The sequence below is a fragment of the Candidatus Methylobacter oryzae genome (assembly GCF_003994235.2).
GTDB lineage: Bacteria > Pseudomonadota > Gammaproteobacteria > Methylococcales > Methylomonadaceae > Methylobacter_A > Methylobacter_A oryzae.
The window spans coordinates 14,857-33,913 of sequence record NZ_RYFG02000119.1 but is presented as its reverse complement, the minus strand read 5'-3'; the positions used below and the strand labels follow the sequence as shown (position 1 = coordinate 33,913).

Below are 19,057 nucleotides of genomic sequence, written 5' to 3'. Positions count from 1 at the left end.
TTTCATTACACCTTCTTCAATCTAACCGACGGTATCAGCAATAAGGCCAGGAAAAAAACCAAGGCCAGCAGATGAAACAGGGTATTGATGGTCAGCACTTCCGCCTCGCGCATCGCCAGGCTGTAAACCTGCTTCAACGCGGCCAGATCGCTGTCCGGCAACAACGGTGCACCGCTAAATCGTTCCTGTAAACCGCCCAGCAGGGTTTGCGCATTTGCCGAACCGGGCTTTACCGTCTCGCGCAATACCGCGTAATGTTCCTTATTCAGCCGGATTATCAGCGTGTTGGCGACGGCCAAGCCAATCGCCCCGCCCAGGTTTCGCATCAGGTTGTACAGTCCGCTGGCGTTTTTCACTTCTTCCGGCGGCAAGGTGCCAAAGGTCAGATGATTGATCGGCAGGAAGCAGAACATCAGCGAAAAGCCCCTCAGCGCCTGCGGCCAGAAGAATTCCCAGTAAGCGGCCTGATGAGTCAAATCGCCGTTCAGCAAGGTTCCGATACCGAAACCGCTCAGCCCCAAGGCCAAAGTCAGGCGCGGGTCCAGCTTTTTGGCGATGCGGCCGGCGATGAAGCCGGAGGCGAACTGGAACATGCCGGTAACCATGATGTACTGGCCGATTTGCTGGCTGTTCAAGCCTTTGACGGTAGCCAGGTAGATCGGCATCAGGTAAATGATAGAGTACAGCCCTATGCCGAGAATGAAGCTGAATAAACAGCCCATCGCGAAGTTGCGGTTGCGGAACGCCCACAGGTCGACGATCGGATGTTCGATCGTCAGCTCCCGGTAGAACATCGCGACACCGGCGCCGGCGGCGACCAAACTGAAGAACACGATCTTACGGCTTTCGAACCATTCCTCGCGCACGCCCTCTTCGAGTACGAATTCCAGGCTGCCGAGAAACACGACGATATACAGGATGCCGCGAAAATCTATTTTTTTCAGCAGCGACCAGTCCGGCTCGTCGACGCGCAGAAACAGGCCGACCAGCGCGGTCGCCAGCATGCCCGGAGCCAGGTTGACCAGGAACAGCGCTTTCCAGGACGCGGTTTCGGTAATATAGCCGCCCAATACCGGTCCTGCGGTCGGCGCGACGGTCACGACCATCGCGACGAAGACTACCATTCTCGGCAGCAGACGGCTCGGGAACAAGGTGTAGGTCACGGCGAATACCGATGGAATCATCGCGCCTCCGAAAAATCCTTGAAAGGCGCGGAATACGATCATCGACGGCAGGTTCCAGGCGCACGCGCATAGCAAGCTCATCAACGTGAAGCCGCCGCAGGACAGCACAAACAGGTAGCGCATCGACAGCGCCCGCCCGAGCCAGCCCGACAACGGAATAATCACCACTTCCGCCATCAGGTAGGCGGTTTGCACCCAGGTAATTTCGTCCCGGGTCGCGGATAGTCCGGCCTGGATTTGTTCCAGCGAACTGGCGACAATCTGGATGTCCAGCAGCGCCAGGAACATGCCGAAGACCATCGCGAAAAAACCGATCCATTGCTGAGGGCTGACTGTTTTCTCGGCCGTTGTTTCTGCGCTCATGGCCGTCTACCCGACCCTGACCTTGACCACCGTGGACAGCCCCGGCTTCAGGCGGCTCAGGTCGGTACCGGGTTTAAAGCGGATTTTTACCGGCACGCGCCGCACGATCTTGGTGAAGTTGCCGGTCGCGTTTTCCGGCGGTAGCAGGCTGAATTCGGAACCGGAGGCCGGCGCGAAGCTGTCTACGGTGCCTTCAAACCGGGTGTCGGGGTAAGCATCGACCAGGATGTCCACCGGTTGGCCCGGCTGCATGCGGCCAATCTGGCTTTCCTTGAAATTCGCTTCGACGAACAGGCCGTCGCTCGGGATCAGGTAGGCCAGCACGGTGCCGGGTTTGACCAGTTGCCCGACCTGCACGCTACGATTGCCGATGATACCGGCGATAGGGGCGACGATGCGGGTATTGGTCAAATTGATCCGCGCCAGCTCCAGCACGGCCTGGGCGGCTTTCAGCCTAGCCCTGGTTTCGACGATTTGCGCATCCAGCGAAGCCAGTTGGCTTTCCGCTTCCTGCCGCGCCGAGTGGGCTTTTTCGCTCTGGGCGGCAGCCTGTTTATGCGCGGATTCGGCGGTATCGCGGGTTTGCGCCGATACGGCACCGTCCGCCGCGAGGTTGCCGAAACGCTTGACGTCTTTGACGGCCCGTTCCAGATCGGCTTCTGCGGCGGCGATGTTGGCGTCTTGCTGACGGATCTTGGCGCTCTGCGTGCGTTTGTCGGTTTCCAGCGTCCGGATATGCGCCGTTTCCAGCAAGACCTGCGCTTCCGCCTGGGCGGCCCTGGCCTGGAAGTCGTGGTCGTCGATTACAACGAGCAGATCGCCCGGCATCACTTTCCGGTTATCGTCGAACAGCACTTCTTTGACGTAGCCCGTTTCCTTGGGGCTGATTAGGCTCGGGTGCGATTTGAGGTAAGTGTTGTCGGTGGTTTCGAAAGGGTGGATCGCGTTGAGCCAGTATGCGGTTCCGGCCGCTATTGCAGATATTAGTATTAGAAGAATCAGGATTGTTTTGGGGGGGAAGCGCATGTTTTTTGTTGTCTTATTTAGAGTGTGGACGGGGCCGAATGTTTTGGATTTTATTTATACCCAAAGGGCATAAGTTTCGTTTGAGTAGGCAAGCTGCTCAACTCAGCTTTATTGCATGGTTTTTTATTGCGGTAGATCCGGATTAATCATCGTTAAGTAATCCAGTTATCAGGTATTTGGAGTGCAAGTAAAACTGAAAGTTTAGGCCCGGACACTGATATACAATCCGGCTTACAGTTGCGATTAAGTGCTCTCTCGGAAAAGCCTACATCGCATTATTTTACTACGGCCCACTCATCCCAGAAACAAGTCATATGCCGCATTAAAAACTGTTAATTTCATCATAAGTCTTTGTTTTATTAGCGTAATATATGGCGGACAGGCAAATCGCTCAAATTAAGTGAGGCACATACCCTATTTGTCTGCTGAAAACCGATAAACTTTCTGAAAATTTTCCCGATAAAACGGTTTGGCTGATGCCCGGCGAAAAAAATTATAACCGCTGCAAGTGCCGGCAATGCTGAATATAGGCTGGTTTATCCGCCGGCAAAAACAAATCTGAATTAACGATTGGCCCGGACATTGCTTTAGCTGGTTAAGCACTATCCATTTCCCACCAGTACGGGCCGATAAGAATGACTTTTTCCACCACGCAATCCAATCAGTTTCAGACCCTTGCCGGGATGTGTATCGGGCAAGCCAAAACGCGGCCGGATGCCGTTGCCTTTATAGCGGGCGATGATAGCCGGACATTCCAACAACTCGATCTAAGCAGCAACCAAGTCGGCCACGGCTTGACTGCGACAGGCGTTACACCGGGTTCCAGGGTAGCGATATTGGGTAAGGATACCATTGCCCATTATGAGATTCTGTTCGGCTGCGCCAAGGTCAAAGCGGTATTGGTTGACCTGAATTGGCGGCTCGCTCCACCGGAGTTGCTATATATATTGAACGACGCCGAAACCGAAGTGTTGTTCGTAGCGCAGACGTTTTTTCCGGTCGTGGAAGATCTGTTGCCGCAACTGACCACCATTAAGACCATCGTCGCCCTGGACGGCGGCCATCCGGACTGGCCTGGTTACGAGGCGTGGAAAGCCGCTCAGCCAAAAGCCCAGCCGGATTTCGAATACGACGCCAACGACGTCGCCGTGCAAATGTATTCCAGCGGCACCACCGGGCGGCCGAAAGGCGTGCAACTTGCGAATTACAGTTTTTTCAGGCTGATGCAAGGCATTCTGGCGTCCGGCGATCCGTGGATGTCGCTGAATCCGGACGACATCCTGCTGTTATCGCTGCCGCAATTCCATATCGGCGGACTCTGGTGGGCGATGCAAGGTTATGCGGTCGGCGCTGCCGGCATCATCGTCGATACTTTCGTGGCCTGGCAGGCGTTGCAGTTAATCGAGCGGCACAAAGTCAGCAAAGCGGTGCTGGTGCCGTCGATGATTCAATTGATGCTGGCGGAACCCGGCTGTGCGCAGACCGATTTTTCGTCATTCAAGAGCCTTGTTTACGGCGGCTCGCCGATTGCCCCATCGCTGTTGCGCAAGGCCATGGAAACGTTCGGTTGCGATTTTTTCCAGATCTACGGCTTGACCGAGACCGGTAACTGCGCGGTCTGCCTGCGCCCGTCCGACCACGATCCAGCGGGCAGTCCGCGGATGAAAGCCGCGGGCCGGCCGTTTCCCGGCGTCGAAGTCAAAATCGTCGACGGGCGCCGCACTTTGCCGGCGATGCGCAGCGGCGAAATTTGCATTAAATCCCCGGCCAACATGCTGGGTTACTGGAACAACGAATCGGCCACCGCGCAAACATTGGACGGCGGCTGGGTGCGTACCGGCGACGTAGGTTATATGGACGAAGAAGGCTACGTCTATGTCTGCGACAGGATCAAGGACATGATTATCTATGCGGGAGAGAACTTGTTTCCTGCCGAAATTGAAGCGGTATTGAGCGAACATCAGGCGGTTGCCGAAGTCGCTGTGATAGGAATCCCCGATGAGAGATGGGGGGAAGTCGTAAAAGCCTTTGTCGTGCCGCGGCAGGGCGGCGAAATCAAGCAACGCGAGTTGATCGATTTTGCCAGAAGCCGTATCGCGGATTTCAAAGTGCCCAAATCCATAACGTTTGTCGACGCCTTGCCGAGAAATCCGAGCGGCAAAGTCCTTAAACGGGTGCTGAGAGCTCCGTTTTGGCAAGACCGGGACAGACAAGTTAGTTAACTCACGTGACTATTCAGCACATAGAAAAATGGAACACGGAGGACACAGATAGGACGGATTTACACGGATTTTTAGTCCGCCCCCGGTTTTATACCCAAAGGACATAAGTTTCGTTTGAGCGGACAAACCGATCAACTCAGCTTTAAATCCGTGTTTATCCGTCCTATCTGTGTCATCCGTGTTCTATTTGAGCATACGCTGAGTAGTTGCTAACCCACAATCCAAGCAAGGAGTAATCAAGAATGAATGCAGTGTTAGAAGAAAAAGTATCGATTATCGAAGCGGTGCCGGGGAAAATCGGCGCCGAGGTAATAGGCTGGGATGTTAGGGATTTCACCAAGGATTCTCCCGAAATGGAAACGCTCCGGCAGTTGATCTACCGGAACAAAGTGGTCGTCATTCGCGATCAACACGACTTGGACGAGCAGCAATATGTGGATTTTGCCCATGCAATAGGCCGGCCCCAGGTCTATTTTCAACAGAATTATCATCATCCGGATTATCCCGAGATTTTCGTTTCCAACAACCTGAACGAAGACGGCAAGAAATTCGGCGTTTCCGGTACGGGACGTTACTGGCATACCGATTGTTCGTTCGAGAAACATCCGCTGTCGTTTACGATGGTGCGGCCTTTGATTTTCCCGAAATCGGCCAGGGAAACATCGTATATCGATATGGCGCGCGTTTACCGGGAACTTTCCGATGAATTGAGGGCTTATGTCGATGGCGCAAGGGCGGTGCAGGAAGCCTGGCCGCGTTACAAGGTTCAGGAATGCGACATTGACCGTTCGATTACTGAACTGATCGAGAACTTCAAAGCCGAATGCCCGCCAATGTCCCACCCGGCGATCATTCAGCATCCGGTGACCGGCGAAGAAATCCTTTATATCAGCAGTGGTTTTACCAGCAAACTCGAAGGGCTGTCTTTCGAAGAAAACGAGCGGGTCATGCAAGCCTTATTCGAGTTCATCGAGCAACCGAAATTCATACACACGCATTTCTGGGAGGAGGGCGATTTACTGATCTGGGACAACCGCTCGTTGATTCATAAAGGCTCCAAGGCCAAAGCCGGCGAAGTCAGCAGGATGTACCGCATCGGCGTGTATGACAATTTACCTTTTTATGTAGGGATTGAGCCATGAATACGTTAAGGATGGTCGATCCACGCGACAGCATTCGTGTTTCAACGATTGACGACGGCTTTGTCGGCAAAGTGTTGCAACCTTATTACGAGCACAGCCGCTACCTGAAACACGCGTCGTTTCAGCAGACAGACAGCCTTGAACCGCAAAGCCTGATCATGAATGGGGAATTTGCTATACCGGAGTCTTGCTATATCGACGACACCGGGCATTTTAACGCGGTCGAATACAATATCTGCTTCAACCAGATTTGTTACGTGCATATGGCGCACTGCATTAAAAATGCGCTGATACCGGAACTATCGGACGATTACGATATGGATACGTTCTATGAAAAGCAGTTGCCGAACGTGTTGATCGCAAAGCTGGCTTCGAGCTATCAAAGCCAGCTGAACGCGAAGCATTTTTACGGCACTTACGGCATCAATGCGATTAAGAAAACGTCAAAATGCACGTTCATCAAAACCTATTGCCATTTTCACGATGATGGCGACGGCAGAAGCACAGGAGAAGTAACACTCGCTGTACTGGCGCCGTAAGCACCGAACACGTCGCCCATTTTCCAAAACCTGGAATGACTCCCAAGTTTCAGGAACGGAAAATGGGCGGCGATTTTTTTGAGTTTGTCGAAGGGTGTCTGCTAACTGAATTTTATGCTGGTTCCCAAGTTCCAGCTCTCGCCGTTATTCACATTTCGACGTAGGCCGAAAACCTGCTGCTCCGTTGAGCGTTGCGCGAGTTAGACCTTCCAGGTTTCCAAAACCTGGAAGGTCTGCTATCAGCATGTTTCCCGCCTAACGCAGGTAAGGAACAGCATCTTGTGAAATGGAACTAGCGCTTACTAAATGCCCGTCCCGCACTCGCCCGCTTGCCCAACATCGACGTTTTTTATCGCCTCGGTTTTTCACTACAAATTATGCATTCCAGCTCGATTATCACCACCCTGCAACAAGCCCAAGCGGACCAAAGAAAACCTATCCTGAACCGCTATATTCGCGAATTATTGGCCGATTTTCTCGGCATGGACGGACCGGAAGACATCGCGCCCACGCAAAGCTTCATCGAACTCGGCACCGATTCGCTACAAGCGGTCGAATTCAAGACCAAACTGGAATCGAGCTTGGGCTGTTCGTTGCGCACGACCTTGTTATTCGACCGTCCGAGCCTGGATTTACTGGTCGATTACTTAATCGACGACATCCTGCCGCTGGAGCAAATGCAAGCCAAGCAAGCCGTGGCCGGTACGCGGCAACGTTTGCCTTCCGGGGCGCAGCCGATTGCGATTATCGGTTTGGCCGGATGCTTTCCCGGCGCCGACAGCGCGGAATTGCTATGGCGCAAAGCGATGAGCGGCGAATGCCTACAGTCAGGCCATGAGATACCGGAACTCGCATTCGGATACGGCCGCATCGACGACGGCATAGACGCCAGCATTGCCGAGCGTCAATTGCAACTTCTGGCCCGCCTCATTGGCCAAGTTCAGGACGATTACCGAATCAGCAGGCAAATGCCGATGACCGGCGTTTTCATCGCCGCGCAATCGTTCGCGGATTGCTCCAACTGCCAGCCCTATCGCGTCCCGATTGCCAACCAATTATCCTTTCAACTCGACCTGAAAGGCCCCAGCGAAGTGATCAATACCTTTTGTACCAGCGTCCACGTCGCGCTGCATCATGCCGTGCAAAGCATCCGTTCCGGCGAATGCGAACAAGCTATTGTCGGCGCGGTCAACCTGATCGATGCCGACGAATTCGCTTCGCTGGCGCGGCAAGGCTTTTACGACGCGTTGCTGACCCGCGGTAATCTGACACGCAGTTTCAGCGAAGATGCCGACGGTTTTGTCCGTAGCGAAGGCGCGGGGGTTGCGATGCTGAAGTCGTTGGAACGCGCCCTGGCCGACGGCAACCGGATTTTGGCAATCGTCAAAAGCAGTGCGATACATCACGGTGGCCGCGGTTATTCGCTGGAAGCCCCGAACGTGCAGGGGCTAAAGCAGGCGATAATCGCCAGCATCAGCCAGGCCGGCATCGGCACCGATACGATAGATTATGTCGAAGCCCACGGCATCGGCAATACGCTGGCCGACGCATTGGAATTAACGACGATCAGCGATGTTTACCGGCTGCTGAGCGCGAATCCGGATAAAAACTGGTTTGTCGGCAGCGTCAAGCCCAGCATCGGCCATCCTGAAGTCGCGTCGGGCATGGCTTCGCTGATCAAGGCCGTCAAAGCGCTGGAACACAGGGCAATACCGGGCATTGCCGGGCTCGGTGAAATCAATCGCGAGTTGCCGGCCGATCATGCGCTGATCCTGCAAAACCAATCCACGGACTGGCAGCACAGCGCCGGGCCGCGCCGGGTCGCTCTGAACAGTTACGCAATCGGCGGCGTCAACGCGCATATCGTGCTGGAAGAATATTGCGGACAAACGCTAGATGATGCCGCCACGGTTGTTAGCCAACGGTCAAGCGAAGCAACGCAAACTGCCGGTTTGAGCGGTGCTGTCGAAGCAGCGCTGGCGGATCTGGTCGCCGACGTGTTCGGCATCGATTTGACGGAAATAGACCGTACTTTATCTCCGGTGCATTACGGCTTCGATTCGATACAGGTGGTGCAATTCATCAAGCGCCTGAACGAAAGGCTGGGCTTGTCGATCAAAGTCGCCCAGGCCATGGGCGCGAACAATTTCGGCGAATTTTTCGATTTATTGGCGCGGCAAACGCCCGGCTCGAACCGGACTGCGCCGCAAACGCCGGCAATCGTTCCAGCCGGGCCGCAACCGCTATCGGAAACCCAAAAAGGCTTGTGGTATATACAGCAAACTTTTCCAGAATCTACCGCTTTTAACGTGCCGCTGATTTTCCGGCTCAAAGCCCCGGCCGACCCCGATTGCCTGTGCGAAGCCCTGCTTGCCGTGCTGGAAGAGCGTCCGCTGCTGCGCTGCCGTTTTAAAGCTGAGTTGAGCGGCTTGTCCGCTCAAACGAAACTTATGCCCTCTGGGTATAAGTCATTTCAGGAAAACATCGTGCAAACAGTCGGCACGGCCGCCGGCAACTTGGCGATTGAGCATCTTTGCCTGTCCTGCGATCAACCGCTTTCAGCATTTTTGCGCCAATTGCTGCACCGGTCGTTCAATCTGGAAACCGATCCGCCGCTACGTCTATATACCGTGGAATGCCCGGACGACCAGCGCTATTACGCGTTCTTCGTTATACACCACATCGTCATCGACGGCTTTTCCGGCATGTTGTTCGCGAACGAATTTTGGGGTAAATACCATGCGCTGGCCGCTGGCAAGACCGTTAATAAACAAACGCCGGATACGGCTTTTTTCGATTTCATCGCTTGGGAGCGCGCCTATCTGGACAGTCCACGGGCCGAAGCCGACCTGGCCTGGTGGAAAGAGCGGCTGGACGGTGTATCGGCGTCCATCGCGCTGCCTTACGATACATTGCCGCAACCCGGTTTAGCCGAACAAGGCATGGGCTGCGAAACGTTGACGCTGGACAGGGCGACGCTGGCCGCTTTGAAATATCTCGGCGCCACGCTGAACCAAAACCTGTCGGCCTTATTGTTGGGCGTATTCAATCTGCTGATCCACCGGCTCAGCGCCGCGGACGACATTGCAGTGAATATGCCGGCGGCAGGCAGGCCGTTGCTGCGCCACGAAAATACGCTCGGCTGCTACATCAACCTGATGATCATCAGGACGCAAATCCGCGAGGACGACAGCTTTTTGCAACTGGTCAAACAGATCGGATCGAATCTTGCCGAAAGCTTGGATCACTCTCATTACCCGTTTGCCCGCTTAATGCCAGAGTTGGGATTGACGCTGTTGAACCAAAGCGACGTGCCGTTTTCGGTATCGTTCACTTATCAAAACATTTTCGACAGCATACTCGAATCCGAACAGCAGCTCGGCAGCGTCGAGCTGTGCTACGACGTTTACCAGCAAACGATGGACAGCTACATGCTGGAAGTTTACGACTTCCGCGATAAGGTCGAACTGCACCTGAAATACCAGCGCAACCTGTTCGAGGCCGACACGGTCAGGCGCCATCTTGGCTACCTGGAAACGTTGATTGCGGCGATTAGCGAAGATCCCGGCAGGCGCATAGCCGATTACGATTGCCTGCCGGACCAAGAACTAAGCCTGCTGCTCGAAGATTTCAACGATACCGCCGCCGAGTTTGCCGGACAAAGTAGTTTTTACGAACTGTTCGAGGCCGGCGCTGCTCAATTCCCTGACAACACGGCTGTGATATTCGCCGGTCAAGCGCTGAGTTATGCGGAATTGGCCGAACGCAGCCGGCAATTGGCTGTCTATCTGCAAGCCGGGGGAATCGGTGCGGATAAACTGATCGCGGTATGCATGGACAGATCGGCGGACATGATTGTTGCGGTGCTGGGCGTGCTAGGCTCCGGCGCTGCGTACCTGCCGATAGACCCGCACAACGGCGAGGACAGAATCCGTTACATGCTGAACGACGGCAACGTCGGCATGCTGCTGACCCAGGCTCATTTGCAACCGGCGCTGGAGGTTTACGGTTGCCGGACCTTGGCCGTGGATCGGCCTGTCCCGGCTTCCGATACCGAGCTGCGCCGCGAGGCCGGACCGCAACATCCGGCTTACGTAATCTACACGTCCGGCAGCACCGGCAAACCGAAAGGCGTGGTCATCTCGCAACGGTCTTTGCTAAATCTTTGTCACGCGATGACGGAGCAATACGGCATCACCGAGCGAGACAGGATTTTGCAGTTCGCTTCGCTGAGTTTCGATATGTCGGTCGAGGAAATCTTTCCGTACCTGCTGGCCGGCGCAGGCGTCGTGATTCGCCGGGACGACGATATTGAAGTGGACAATTTTTACCGGCTCGTCGTCGATAACGGCGTGTCGATACTTAACCTGCCGCCACAGTTTTACAGCGTGATCGCCGCGCTGGAACCGGAACGGCAACAGCGGCTATTCAGCCAATTGCGCTTGATCTCCTTCGGCGGCGAAGCCCTGCCGGACGCGACGCTGCAAGCCGTGCAAAATCGCGGCGTCAGGATATTCAATGCCTACGGCCCGACCGAATGCACCGTCAATGCCGCCATCGCCGAACTAGGCGGCGGGCGGCGCCTGAGCATCGGTAAACCGGTCGCCAACACCCGGTTATACGTGTTGGGCAAGCACCTTGAATTGCAGCCGATAGGCGTTGCCGGGGAACTGCATATCGGCGGGGAAGGGCTGGCGCTGGGCTACCTGAACAATCCGGAGCTGACCGCCGAAAAGTTCATCGACAATCCCTACGCGCCCGGCAAGCTCTATAAAACCGGCGATCTGGCGCGCTGGCTGCCGGACGGCACGATCGCCTACCTGGGCCGGACCGACGACCAGGTCAAGATTCGCGGTTTCCGGGTCGAGTTGGGAGAAATTGAAAATGCGCTGGCCGCGCTGCCGGGCGTGACAAGCGCGGCCGTTGTCGTTGCCGGCGAGCGTTTGGTCGCGTATTACGCGAGCGATGCGGCAGGAGTAGACGCCGAAGCGTTGCGCGAGCCGTTGCGCCGCTGCCTGCCCGACTACATGGTTCCTGCCGCGTTTGTTTGCTTGCAAGCCCTGCCGCTGACAGCCAACGGCAAGATCGACCGTAAACAGTTGCAACGGATGAAGCCGGAATTCGACGCCGGCGAACATTATGCCGCGCCGCAAACGCCGGTCGAACGGCAACTGGCGCGGATATGGGAAGACGTGCTGGCGCTGGACCGGGTCGGGCTCAACGACAACTTTTTCGAGCTTGGCGGCCACTCGCTGCTGTCGATACAGTTGGTCCACGAGATCAACCGGCAACTGCCGTCGTCGCGAATCGGCATTACCGACATCATCCAATGTCCGACCGTGCGCGAACTGGCCGGACGCATCGGCGACGTCGGCGATAAACCGGGAGCTTCGCCTTATGTCGCGAATTTGCGCGACAGCATCCCGACGTTCATCGTTCCGGGCATGCCGGGATTAAGCGACGGCTATCACCAGCTAGCCGCCCTGATCGGCGGTTGCGGCCCGGTGTACGGCCTGCAAATGCAAGGCTACAACGGAAGCGTGGCGGCCGCTTCGGTCGAGGACATGGCCGCGCACAATATCGCGCTGATCCGGGGCATTAAAGCGCGCGGCGCAATCAAGCTTTATGCCCACAGTTACGGCGGCACCGTCGCCTACGAAATGCTCAAGCAATTGCAGCACAGTGAAATCTCGGTCGACGCGCTGGTGCTGATAGACTGCGGCGTCGCGAACTGGCCGAAGCAGCTCGACAAGCCGGCGGTCGTCGGCTTTTGCCGGATGATTTTTGACAATGCCGGCAGCGAGTTTTCCGGCCAAGCGGCGGCTATCGAAGCTATTTTGGACGGCAACCCCTATCCAGCCTGGAAAAGCGGATTGGCGAAATTGCTGCACGCGGCAATGGGCATCGCGCCCGGCTATTTCCTGGATTTGTGGAACGTGGTCGAGACTTCGCTGGCCGTCGATTACCGCTATCCGCACGGCAAATTGCCGTGCCGGCCGACGCTGGTGATCGCCGAGGAAAGCCGGAGTTGGCTGAAGCCGGATTGCTGGGACGATTATTACGACGGCGTTAACGTCGTCCATGCCGGCGGTGGGCATTTCTCCATCGTCGCCGAGCCTTATTGTTCGGCATGGATCAAGGAAATTGGACTGCGATGAAATTTAAAGCTGAGTTGAGCAGCTTGTCTGCTCAAACGAAACTTATGGCCTTTGGCTATAAGATTGGATATTTATGGCTGTTGTGCGCTTTGGCCGGATGCACGATGGGGCCCGATTACCGGCCATCGACACCCATTGTGCCGGAGCGCTGGCAGGCCGAACAGGGAAACGGCCTGGATTTAAAACCGATAAGCCCGGAAAAACTGAAGTCTTGGTGGCGGAGTTTCGGCGATGCGCGCTTGAATCGTTTGATGGATTTGGCGCTGGCCGGCAACCTGGACTTGAAAATAGCTTTGGCGCGTGTCGATCAGGCCCGCGCCGACCGCCGTTCGATTAGGGCCGAGCTGTTTCCGCAGGTTGGCGTAAAGGCGGGCGCTCAGCGCAACCTGAATCTTTCGCCGATCTACTCGCGCGGCCTTAGCTTTAACATTTTCGAGCTGGGTTTCGACGCGCTGTGGGAAGTCGATTTGTTCGGCCGCCAACAGCGCCGTCTGGAAGCAGCCAGCGCCGACCTGGATGCGGCTCATGAAGAGCAGGCTCAAGCGCTGGTCACGCTGACGGCCGAACTGGCGCGCGCTTACGTCGAATACCGCAACGTGCAGAACCAGCTGCGGATTACCGGGTCGAACCTGCAAACGCAACAACACACCTTGAAGCTGACCGAGCGCTTGTTCAATGAAGGCGTCGGTTCGCGGCATGACGTGGTCAGGGCTCGGGCGCTGGTCGAGGACACCGAGGCGCAGATTCCGGCTCTGGAAGCGCAGATGATCGCCGCGTTACGGCAATTGGAAATGCTGGTAGGCAAGCAGCCCGGCGCGCTGGCTGCCGACTTGGAGGAGACGGGCGCGGTGCCGGTTGCGCCGGGCCGGGAATTGCTGGCGTCCCCGGCGATGACGATCCGCCACCGTCCCGATCTTGCGATTGCCGAACGCAGGCTTGCGGCTGCGACGGCCATGCACGGCGCGGCCGTTGCGGAGTTGTTCCCGAAAATATCGCTGTCGGCTTTTTTGGGGTTGCGTAATACCGACATCGAAAGCCTGTTCAAATCGGCGGCTTTTTCTTACAGCACGACGTCCAACCTGATGCAGCCGCTGCTGAATTTCGGCCGCATCCGTGCCGGTATCGATTTGGCCGAAGCCAAGCAAAACGAAGCCTATCTGGCTTATGAAAAAGCGGTGCTCGAAGCGCTTCGCGATACCGAAACTGCGCTGACGCGCTATCTTAAGGAAGAGGTCAGGCGGCAGATATTGGGTAAGTCGGTCGAGGATCAGCGGGAGTCGGTGCGCTTATCCGAATTGCGCTATCGGGAAGGCGTGATCTCGTTTCTTGATGTGCTGGATGCTCAGCGCGCGCAGTATGCGGCCGAAATTGAGCTGGCCCGCTCCGAAGCGGAGGCTTCGACGAATCTGATCGCGTTTTACAAGACTTTGGGAGGCGGTGCGGATGCCGCATTGCCGGAAGTGGTGCAGAAGGCGCTATGAAATTGATGGGCATTGTGTAGACCTTCCAGGTTTTTACTGGAGCCGCTCCCGGCGGCTCCGGCACTTCTGACCTCCATGGATGGAGGAAATGCCGAGGACTGCCGGGAGCAGTCTCGGCCGCCATCCATGGCAGTCGTAAAACCTGGAAAGTCTAACTCGCGGAGCTTTCGTTGTTATGCTCAAGTCCGGTCAAGCTACGAAAAATCGTAAGATTAAAGCGGGGCTTTATTTATGCTTGGGCATGTCGCATTTTTGACCGGTGCCGCAGCAGTCAGCCATATTGCCGCCGTGTTTTGCGCAGTGCTCGGCTCCACATTCATGTGCTGCCGAGGCGTTGTGTTTTGAGCAATGTTCGGTATTGCAGTTTTTGGCCGCCGCGGCTTCGTGGTGCGCACAATGTTCAGTGCCGCAAGCATGGGCTTTGGCTGCAGGATCGTTTGAGCAGTGTTCGGCGCAGACTTTATCTTTCTTGCCTTTATGGTCGGCGCAATGTTTTTCGCAGTTATGATCGGCAACTGCCTTGTGTGAGCAATGGGTTTTGCATTCTTTGTCTATTTTGCCTTTGTGCGTCGTGCAATGCTTGGTGCAGTTATGATCGCTGCCGTGTTGGTGCTTGGCGCAATGTTCCGCTTCCGGTACCGGCGATGCGGCAGGTTCAACGGCTGGAGCTGGAGTCGTGGCTGGGTTGCTCAGTGCCGCAGCTTCGACAGGTTCTGCATTAGCTTCCTTGGTTGGGTTAGTCGCTTCGCAACCTGCGAGTAACAGCAACAACGGCAGAGTGACAGCGGCTAGTAGATGTTGTTTTTTCATGTTTGTTTTCCCTAAGATCAATATTAAAGCGGGCAATTATAGGGAAAAATTTAATGCATAGCTAACTGAGCTGCGGTGTAGGTGGGGAAATAAGTATCGCAGGCCGGGCAACAGATGGATGCCATAGACGTCTGCCGAACATATGCCATTGTGATGTATTGCTGAGAAAGCAGAAATAAACTAAACAAAACTCCCCCAATTATTCAACAAATTACGCCTTTCACTCGCGCTCTACCCCTCCCACACTGTATAATACGCGGTTATTTTTCACAGAGTTAAAGGTGTGGTCTATGCAAATTCTCCAGGAAGCGCTCACGTTCGATGACGTTTTATTAGTGCCTGCGCACTCGACTGTGCTGCCACGCGATGTAGAGTTGAAAACCCAGCTGACGCGGGGCATTACGCTGAATATTCCGCTGGTTGCGGCGGCGATGGATACGGTGACCGAAGCCCGTTTGGCGATTGCGATTGCGCAGGAAGGCGGTATCGGCATTATTCATAAAAATATGACGGCCGAGCAGCAGGCGCGCGAAGTGCTCAGCGTTAAAAAATACGAAAGCGGCGTGATTAAAAATCCGATTACGGTTTCGCCGGACGTCAGCATTCGCGACGTTATCAATTTAACCCGCTCGAAAAATATTTCCGGTGTGCCTGTCGTTGACGGCGATGAGCTGGTCGGCATTGTGACCAGCCGCGATTTGCGCTTTGAGACGCGCTTTGACGAGGCGGTGTCAAAAGTCATGACGCCGAAAGAGCGTTTGGTTACGGTCAGTGAAAACGCCGACCGTAAAGAAGCGGTGGCTTTGTTGCATAAGCATCGTATCGAAAAAGTGCTGGTGGTCAATGATGACTTTCATTTGCGCGGCATGATTACGGTAAAAGATATACAAAAAGCCAAGGATTATCCGTCTGCTTGTAAAGACGAACACGAGCAGTTGCGAGTCGGCGCGGCAATCGGCACCGGGCACGGCACCGAAGAGCGCGTCGCCGCGCTGGTTGCAGCCGGTGTGGATGTGGTTATCGTCGATACCGCTCACGGTCATTCTCAAGGCGTGTTGGACAGGGTGCGTTGGGTCAAGCAGAACTATCCCCAAGTGCAGGTTATCGGCGGCAATATTGCCACGGCAGCGGCGGCTTTGGCTTTGGTTGAAGCGGGCGCCGACGGCGTTAAGGTCGGCATCGGCCCCGGTTCTATTTGTACTACCCGTATTATTGCCGGCGTCGGCGTGCCGCAAATTACCGCAGTCAGCAATGTCGCCGATGCGTTAAAAGGCACCGGCGTGCCGTTGATTGCGGACGGCGGTATCCGCTATTCCGGCGATGTCGCGAAGGCGCTGGCTGCCGGTGCTTATTCGGTCATGCTGGGCGGCCTGTTTGCCGGCACCGAGGAAGCGCCGGGCGAGATTGAGCTGTTCCAGGGCCGGTCTTACAAATCTTACCGCGGCATGGGCTCTTTGGGCGCGATGGCGCAACAGCAAGGTTCCAGTGACCGCTATTTCCAGGAAGAAACCGATTCGGCCGAGAAATTGGTGCCGGAAGGCATTGAAGGCCGGGTGCCGTATAAAGGCAGTTTGTTGGCGGTTATTCATCAACTGTTGGGCGGTATTCGCGCGAGCATGGGTTACACCGGTAGCCAAACGATTGCGATGATGCATGAAAAAGCGCAGTTTGTACGCGTGTCCAGCGCCGGTATGCGCGAAAGCCATGTGCATGATGTGACTATTACCAAAGAAGCGCCTAATTATCGGATGGAGTAAGTGAGTTCAAGGTTCGTAGCGGCTCGGCATTTAGAAAAATAGAACACGGATGACACGGATTTGGCTGATTATCACGGATAAACCGGTGATTTTTTAGTTAAAAAAAGACCATGATGAATAACTGGAAAATCAGTGTAAATCCGTCTAATCCGTGTTCCATTATTTAGGCCTCCAAGTTTTGCATATGTCCCGCCTTCAGTGGGTAGCCCCTTCTTCGATCTACATTTATAGAGTTCTATCGTGAATCAACAATCCCCAAATATCCATACCCACAAAATCCTGATTTTGGATTTCGGCTCGCAATACACGCAATTAATTGCTCGCCGCATTCGCGAAATCGGCGTTTATTGCGAAATTTATTCCTGCGAATGCGGTGCCGGGCAAATCGAAAAGTTTGCGCCGAACGGCATTATTTTATCCGGCGGTCCCGAGACGGTTACCAGCGGCGATACGCCAAGAGCGCCGCAGATTGTTTTTGAGCTGGGCGTTCCGGTATTGGGGATTTGCTACGGTCTGCAAACGATGGCCGAGCAACTGGGCGGCAAGGTTGAAGGCTCGAATCACCGGGAATTCGGCTATGCGCAAATCAGGGCGCGCGGCCATTCTAAGTTATTGACCGATATCGACGATCATATATCGCCGGAAGGTTTTGGCTTGCTGGACGTCTGGATGAGTCACGGCGACCGCGTGGTCGATTTGCCGCCCGGTTTTACGCTGATTGCCAGTTCGGACGGCGCGCCGATTGCCGGTATCGCCAACGAGGAAAAAAGTTTTTACGGTTTGCAGTTCCATCCCGAAGTCACGCACACCAAGCAAGGCGGGCGGATTTTGGCGCGCTTTGTCCTGGAAATCTGCGGTTGCGAAGCGCTGTGGACGGCCAGCAATATTATCGAAGACAGTATTCAGGCTGTTCGCGAAAAGGTCGGCAGCGATCATGTGGTTTTAGGACTGTCCGGCGGCGTCGATTCGTCGGTTGTCGCGGCGCTGCTGCATAAAGCCATTGCAGACCAGTTGACCTGCGTTTTTGTCGATACCGGCTTGCTGCGTCTGCACGAAGGCGACCAGGTCATGGCGACTTTTGCCGAGCATATGGGCGTCAAAGTGATCCGGGTCAACGCGGAGCAGCGTTATTTGGACGCTTTAAGCGGCGTCACCGATCCTGAGCAAAAACGCAAAATCATTGGCGGCCTGTTTGTCGAGATTTTCGACGAGGAAGCCGCGAAAATCACCGATGCAAAATGGTTGGCGCAAGGTACGATTTACCCCGACGTGATTGAGTCGGCCGGTTCCAAAAGCGGCAAGGCGCATTTGATCAAGTCGCATCACAATGTCGGCGGTTTGCCGGAAAATATGGTTCTGCAATTGGTTGAGCCGTTACGCGAATTGTTCAAGGACGAAGTCAGGAAATTGGGCATAGAACTGGGGCTGCCGGCGGATATGGTTTTCCGTCATCCGTTCCCCGGCCCTGGCTTGGGCGTCAGGATTTTGGGCGAAGTGAAAAAGGAGTATGCCGATTTATTGCGGCAGGCCGATGCGATTTTCATTGAAGAGCTGTATCGCCATGATTTGTACGATAAAGTCAGCCAGGCGTTTGCAGTGTTTTTGCCGGTCAAGTCGGTCGGCGTAATGGGCGACGGCCGCCGCTATGATTATGTGGTTGCGATACGTGCGGTCGAAACGATCGATTTTATGACTGCTCGTTGGGCGCATTTGCCGTATGAATTCCTGGATCTGATTTCCCGGCGCATCATCAATGAAGTGTCCGGCATTTCCCGTGTTACCTATGATATTAGCGGCAAGCCCCCCGCAACGATTGAATGGGAATAGATCCCGCAACGGATGAGGCATGGATGCGCTATGCTATCAGGCTGGCGCAACGGGCCGAGCAACAGGGCGAAGTCCCGGTTGGCGCTATCGTAGTCAAGGATGGCCGATGTATCGCCGAAGGCTGGAACATCCCGATAACCAGCCATGATCCGACCGCTCATGCCGAGGTGGTCGCATTGCGGGGCGCCGGCATTCAGGTCGAAAACTACCGTTTGAACGATGCGACCTTGTATGTGACGTTGGAGCCCTGCGTGATGTGCATGGGCGCGATGAGTCATGCGCGGATCAAGCGCTTGGTGTTCGGCGCTTATGATCCTAAGCGGGGCGCGGTGTGCAATGCCCTGAGCCTGACTGACGCAAGCTTTTTAAATCACCGGATCAACTGGGACGGCGGCGTGCTGGAAACGGAATGTTCGGAAATGCTGAGAGGGTTTTTCAAAGCCAGGCGGTGAAGGTGTCTGGCCACGAAAGGCACGAAAATCACGAAAATTTTTACAAATGACCTTTCGTGCTTTTTGTGTTTTTCGTGGACAAATTGATTTTCCAAG

At 55.2% G+C, this 19,057-nt stretch carries 11 protein-coding genes; 8 read left to right on the top strand and 3 right to left on the bottom strand.

Going from position 1 to position 19,057, the window contains the following annotated elements:
• Positions 1-5: 5 nt before the first annotated feature.
• Both EKO24_RS19470 and EKO24_RS19465 read right to left on the bottom strand, forming a co-directional pair.
• Entirely contained in the window at positions 6-1,547 is a 1,542-nt protein-coding gene (locus EKO24_RS19470; RefSeq protein ID WP_127028858.1) for a DHA2 family efflux MFS transporter permease subunit, read from the bottom strand.
• 6 nt (positions 1,548-1,553) lie between these two features.
• The gene (locus tag EKO24_RS19465) at positions 1,554-2,573 is read right to left on the bottom strand and encodes an HlyD family secretion protein (RefSeq protein ID WP_127028857.1); all 1,020 of its coding nucleotides are present in this window, start codon (positions 2,571-2,573) and stop codon (positions 1,554-1,556) included.
• Between the two features lie 635 nt (positions 2,574-3,208).
• Between EKO24_RS19465 and EKO24_RS19460 the strand changes: the two genes are divergently transcribed.
• The 5 genes from EKO24_RS19460 to EKO24_RS19440 all read left to right on the top strand — a co-directional run bounded on the left by EKO24_RS19460 (position 3,209) and on the right by EKO24_RS19440 (position 14,115).
• Entirely contained in the window at positions 3,209-4,795 is a 1,587-nt protein-coding gene (locus EKO24_RS19460) for a fatty acid--CoA ligase (RefSeq protein ID WP_127028856.1), read from the top strand.
• Positions 4,796-5,037: 242 nt separating this feature from the next.
• The gene (locus EKO24_RS19455; protein ID WP_127028855.1) at positions 5,038-5,937 is read left to right on the top strand and encodes a TauD/TfdA dioxygenase family protein; all 900 of its coding nucleotides are present in this window, start codon (positions 5,038-5,040) and stop codon (positions 5,935-5,937) included.
• Positions 5,934-6,476, top strand: coding sequence for an FcoT family thioesterase (locus tag EKO24_RS19450; protein WP_241674716.1), 543 nt, complete (start codon positions 5,934-5,936; stop codon positions 6,474-6,476). Before EKO24_RS19455 ends, EKO24_RS19450 begins: the two co-directional genes overlap by 4 nt.
• Before the next feature lie 377 nt (positions 6,477-6,853).
• Positions 6,854-12,634 carry a non-ribosomal peptide synthetase gene (locus tag EKO24_RS19445; protein WP_206667319.1) on the top strand — a complete coding sequence of 1,927 codons (5,781 nt, stop codon included), beginning with the start codon at positions 6,854-6,856 and terminating at the stop codon, positions 12,632-12,634.
• Positions 12,631-14,115 carry an efflux transporter outer membrane subunit gene (locus EKO24_RS19440; protein ID WP_338324025.1) on the top strand — a complete coding sequence of 495 codons (1,485 nt, stop codon included), beginning with the start codon at positions 12,631-12,633 and terminating at the stop codon, positions 14,113-14,115. Before EKO24_RS19445 ends, EKO24_RS19440 begins: the two co-directional genes overlap by 4 nt.
• Before the next feature lie 225 nt (positions 14,116-14,340).
• Here EKO24_RS19440 and EKO24_RS19430 read toward each other — a convergent pair whose 3' ends face one another.
• Positions 14,341-14,925 (bottom strand): hypothetical protein, encoded by a 585-nt coding sequence (locus EKO24_RS19430; protein ID WP_127030394.1) that lies wholly within the window; start codon positions 14,923-14,925, stop codon positions 14,341-14,343.
• 290 nt (positions 14,926-15,215) lie between these two features.
• Between EKO24_RS19430 and guaB the strand changes: the two genes are divergently transcribed.
• From guaB to tadA, 3 genes are all read left to right on the top strand, one after another.
• Entirely contained in the window at positions 15,216-16,682 is a 1,467-nt protein-coding gene (gene guaB, locus EKO24_RS19425) for an IMP dehydrogenase (protein WP_127030395.1), read from the top strand.
• A 240-nt stretch (positions 16,683-16,922) separates the two neighbouring features.
• Positions 16,923-18,509, top strand: a complete 1,587-nt coding sequence (gene guaA / locus EKO24_RS19420) for a glutamine-hydrolyzing GMP synthase (protein WP_127030396.1) — start codon at positions 16,923-16,925, stop codon at positions 18,507-18,509.
• Complete coding sequence (gene tadA / locus EKO24_RS19415) at positions 18,500-18,961, top strand: tRNA adenosine(34) deaminase TadA (RefSeq protein WP_127030397.1); 462 nt, start codon at positions 18,500-18,502, stop codon at positions 18,959-18,961. Before guaA ends, tadA begins: the two co-directional genes overlap by 10 nt.
• Positions 18,962-19,057 lie beyond the last annotated feature (96 nt).

Bases quoted from the DNA above. Each gene is read 5' to 3' on its own strand.
- EKO24_RS19470 (WP_127028858.1), bottom strand. From the start codon at position 1,547: ATGAGCGCAGAAACAACGGCCGAGAAAACAGTCAGCCCTCAGCAATGG.
- EKO24_RS19465 (WP_127028857.1), bottom strand. From the start codon at position 2,573: ATGCGCTTCCCCCCCAAAACAATCCTGATTCTTCTAATACTAATATCT.
- EKO24_RS19460 (WP_127028856.1), top strand. From the start codon at position 3,209: ATGACTTTTTCCACCACGCAATCCAATCAGTTTCAGACCCTTGCCGGG.
- EKO24_RS19455 (WP_127028855.1), top strand. From the start codon at position 5,038: ATGAATGCAGTGTTAGAAGAAAAAGTATCGATTATCGAAGCGGTGCCG.
- EKO24_RS19450 (WP_241674716.1), top strand. From the start codon at position 5,934: ATGAATACGTTAAGGATGGTCGATCCACGCGACAGCATTCGTGTTTCA.
- EKO24_RS19445 (WP_206667319.1), top strand. From the start codon at position 6,854: ATGCATTCCAGCTCGATTATCACCACCCTGCAACAAGCCCAAGCGGAC.
- EKO24_RS19440 (WP_338324025.1), top strand. From the start codon at position 12,631: ATGAAATTTAAAGCTGAGTTGAGCAGCTTGTCTGCTCAAACGAAACTT.
- EKO24_RS19430 (WP_127030394.1), bottom strand. From the start codon at position 14,925: ATGAAAAAACAACATCTACTAGCCGCTGTCACTCTGCCGTTGTTGCTG.
- guaB (WP_127030395.1), top strand. From the start codon at position 15,216: ATGCAAATTCTCCAGGAAGCGCTCACGTTCGATGACGTTTTATTAGTG.
- tadA (WP_127030397.1), top strand. From the start codon at position 18,500: ATGGGAATAGATCCCGCAACGGATGAGGCATGGATGCGCTATGCTATC.